Below are 3,470 nucleotides of genomic sequence, written 5' to 3'. Positions count from 1 at the left end.
GCACGGATGTGTATGGCTCTTGGCGCGAATGTGTTAACCATTTCTGCTGATCTGCGCTCTAAGGAGCAGCTGGAGCGGATGCGGGAGAAGCTGGAGAGCCATAATATGCTTCCCGATATATTGGTTAATAATGGCGGAATTTCACATTATGGCATGTTAATGGATGTGACAGAGGAAGAATGGGATGATGTGATGGCGGTCAACCTAAAAGGAATGTTCCTTTGTTCGCAGCTATTTATGCCGAATATGATTGCACAGCGCTTTGGCCGCATCATAAATGTTTCTTCTATTTGGGGAATGTCAGGTGCTTCGTGCGAGGTTCTCTATTCCACGACGAAGGGTGGCATGAACGCCTTTACTAAGGCGCTGGCGAAAGAGCTGGCGCCGACAGGCGTTACTGTTAATGCGGTTGCTCCTGGTGCAGTTGAGACAGAAATGATGGATGGGTTCAATGCGGAGGAAAAGGCAGCTATTCAGCAGGAAATTCCGGTTGGACGTTTTGGCTCAACAGATGAAATTGCCTCACTTGTATATTTTCTTGCACTGCCGGAATCTTCCTATATTACGGGCCAAGTCATTAGTCCGAATGGCGGATGGCATACGTAGTCGGTGGCTGCTGCTTCTTGGGACAAGCTTGTTGCATAATTAGAACAGTGTTTACGCATCATATGACTGTTGATGATTTTTTTCTATACCCTTAGGAGGCGAAGAAACATGTCAACCGTACTTTCTAATTTTGCAACATGGAAGCAATTTTTGGCAGAGCGTGTATCGCAAGCCAAAAAAATCGGCATGACGGAAGAAACGATTTCAAGCTTAGCTTACGAAATCGGTACTTTTCTCGACGAGAAGGTCGATCCGAAAAATGAGGAAGAACGCGTATTGAAGCAGCTATGGGACGCTGGCGATGAAGCAGAACGCAAAACACTTGCGTGCTTAATGGTCAAGCTTGTTCAGGAGTCTTAGCAGCAATCGTACGAAATCGTCATCTTCCTTAACAGAAGCAGAAGCAGAAGAGCCTCCTCTAGGAGGCTTTTCTGCAATGTTTCTTTTTGGGTTGCAGGATTGTGACGAAACTTGTAGAMTTATGTTTCATGATGTATGTAATCTTTTTTTACATACTTCTACAAGAACAGGTTTAGGACGGTGACCGCTTTGGAATCGAAACAATGGTACATGGAATACAAAATACATAAAAACCGCCCGGGATTACTTGGAGATATCGCCTCATTGCTCGGTATGCTTGAGGTTAATATTATGACAATTAACGGTGTGGAAGATAGAACAAGGGGCATGCTGCTTCAAACTGACGATGATGAGAAGATTGAATTGCTTGGCAAAATGCTGCAAAAAGTAGATAATATTACTGTTAACAAACTGAGAACGCCTACAATTGTAGATATTTTGGCAGTGCGCCATGGACGCTACATTGAACGTGACTCTGATGATCGCAAGACGTTTCGTTTTACACGTGATGAGCTGGGCATTTTGGTCGATTTTTTGGGTGAAGTGTTTAAACGAGACGGCAATCAGGTTATAGGTGTAAGAGGGATGCCACGAGTTGGGAAGACGGAATCCATTATTGCAGGAAGCGTATGCTCGAACAAAAGATGGTCCTTTGTGTCCTCCACCTTATTGCGCCAGACGGTTAGAAGCCAGATGTCAGAGGACGAAATGCAGCCGAATACGATTTTTATCATTGATGGTATCGTCAGTACGATTCGTTCAAATGAAAAGCACTACAGCTTGCTTCAGGAAATTATGGCTATGCCATCAACTAAAGTAATTGAGCATCCGGACATATTTATTAAGGAATCCAATTACGATTATAGCCATTTTGATATAATTGTTGAATTACGGAACAACCCAGATGAAGAAATTTCTTATGAGTCTTTTACAACTAACTATACAGACGATTTCTAATCGGAAGGAGGCCGTCTCATGTCTGACTTAGGAGAATTGCTTCGCAAGGCGAGAGAGCAACGTGGATTAACGCTTGACGATATTCAAGAAACGACGAAAATTAGAAAACGGTATTTGGAAGCGATTGAAAGTGGAGACCACACGGTTTTGCCTGGTCCTTTTTATGTACGAGCATTTGTGAAAAATTACTCAGAAGCTGTTGGGCTTGATCCGGACGAAGTGCTTCGTTTGTATCAGCATGAGGTGCCTGCAGCGCCGGTAGAACAAATATCTGAGCCGATTGTATCAAGATCACCAAGACGTGTGCAGTCCCAGTCTTCAGAAAGACTAGGGAAAATCGGCTTCAATGTGATGATGTGGTCGTTTCTTATTTTAATTGTTGTCGTCATCTGGGTGTATGTTATTAATAATGACACAGGTGGTGCCAAACAAACCGACAACAATACCAATATCACGGAAGTTTCCAAACCTCCAGCTACGAACGAGGGAGGAACCGCGGGTGGAAACGAAAACACTCCAACCGACAATCCAACGCCGCCAACACCAACACAAGCACCAACGACGGTTACTTTCGGAAGCAAAGTAGGCAAAGCGGATCAATATGATATCGGTCCTGTTGGCGTTGCCCATAAGGTTGAAGTTAAAGTGAGCGGCGGCAGAAGCTGGTTAGAGGTACGTTCAGACAGCAATCAAGGCGAGAAGCTTTATTCTGCGAATGCTGAGGATGGCAGTGTAGAATCATTTGAACTTACTGGTCCGCTTTATATCAATGTTGGTAGAGCAGATTTGACGGAAATTAAGGTTGATGGCGTTATTGTTCCTGACGGGGACAGAGCGGGCTCGAAGAAGCTGCTGCTTAAACCTCTAATTGACGAAAACGCTCCAACAGGTGGAAATACTGATACTGGAACTGAATCTGGCACTAACACAGGTACAGGTACAGGTACGGGAACGAATCAAACGAAAACGGAATAATGATTACCGTAACAAAGGAGAGATTGAATTGGCATCAGAAAATGCATTTGATATTGTATCCAAGGTGGATATGCAAGAATTAGCCAATGCGATTAAGCAGGCGGAGCGGGAAATTGAAACACGCTTTGATTTTAAAGGCAGCAAGAGTTCCATTGCACTTGAGAAGGAAGATCTTGTTGTTGCTTCAGAAGATGAGTATAAACTTAAGAGTGTGCTGGACATTTTATTATCCAAAATGGTAAAACGCGGAGTTCCAATTAAAAACATGGACTACGGAAAAATTGAAGGTGCTTCCGGCAATACGGTTCGTCAGCGCATTAAGCTAAGACAGGGTATTGAGCAGGATGTTTCAAAAAAAATTAATATACTTATCCGCGATTCAAAGCTGAAGGTAAAAAGCTTGATTCAAGGCGACCAACTGCGCGTTTCCGGAAAAAGCTTAGATGATTTGCAAGCTGTTATGAAGCTGCTCAGGGARGCGGATTTGCCTGTAGAGCTTCAATTTACTAATTATCGTTCCTAACAAGCAAAAACGCCTTCAGCGTCCTCTGGATGCTGAAGCAGCTTTGACG

General features: G+C 43.7%; 5 protein-coding genes. All 5 read left to right on the top strand.

Annotation, left to right across the window (positions count from 1 at the left end; all coding sequences use genetic code 11):
- Positions 1-606 (top strand): elongation factor P 5-aminopentanone reductase (gene ymfI, locus AC1DSE_RS32865; RefSeq protein WP_477528881.1); only part of this gene is annotated, 606 nt, incomplete at its 5' end.
- 108 nt (positions 607-714) lie between these two features.
- Positions 715-966 (top strand): DUF3243 domain-containing protein, encoded by a 252-nt coding sequence (locus AC1DSE_RS32860; protein WP_076269203.1) that lies wholly within the window; start codon positions 715-717, stop codon positions 964-966.
- Positions 967-1,155: 189 nt separating this feature from the next.
- Positions 1,156-1,923 (top strand): DUF3388 domain-containing protein, encoded by a 768-nt coding sequence (locus AC1DSE_RS32855; protein ID WP_076269204.1) that lies wholly within the window; start codon positions 1,156-1,158, stop codon positions 1,921-1,923.
- Positions 1,924-1,941: 18 nt separating this feature from the next.
- A complete protein-coding gene (locus tag AC1DSE_RS32850; protein ID WP_477511406.1) occupies positions 1,942-2,898 on the top strand; it encodes a RodZ domain-containing protein in 957 nt (318 codons plus the stop codon).
- Positions 2,899-2,926: 28 nt separating this feature from the next.
- The gene (locus tag AC1DSE_RS32845; RefSeq protein ID WP_076269206.1) at positions 2,927-3,421 is read left to right on the top strand and encodes a YajQ family cyclic di-GMP-binding protein; all 495 of its coding nucleotides are present in this window, start codon (positions 2,927-2,929) and stop codon (positions 3,419-3,421) included.
- Positions 3,422-3,470: the final 49 nt, after the last annotated feature.

The organism is Paenibacillus sp. 01L418, from assembly GCF_056400045.1.
Note: the sequence above shows the minus strand (reverse complement) of the source record. Positions and strands in the feature narration are given on the sequence as shown.

Bases quoted from the DNA above. Each gene is read 5' to 3' on its own strand.
- AC1DSE_RS32860 (WP_076269203.1), top strand. From the start codon at position 715: ATGTCAACCGTACTTTCTAATTTTGCAACATGGAAGCAATTTTTGGCA.
- AC1DSE_RS32850 (WP_477511406.1), top strand. From the start codon at position 1,942: ATGTCTGACTTAGGAGAATTGCTTCGCAAGGCGAGAGAGCAACGTGGA.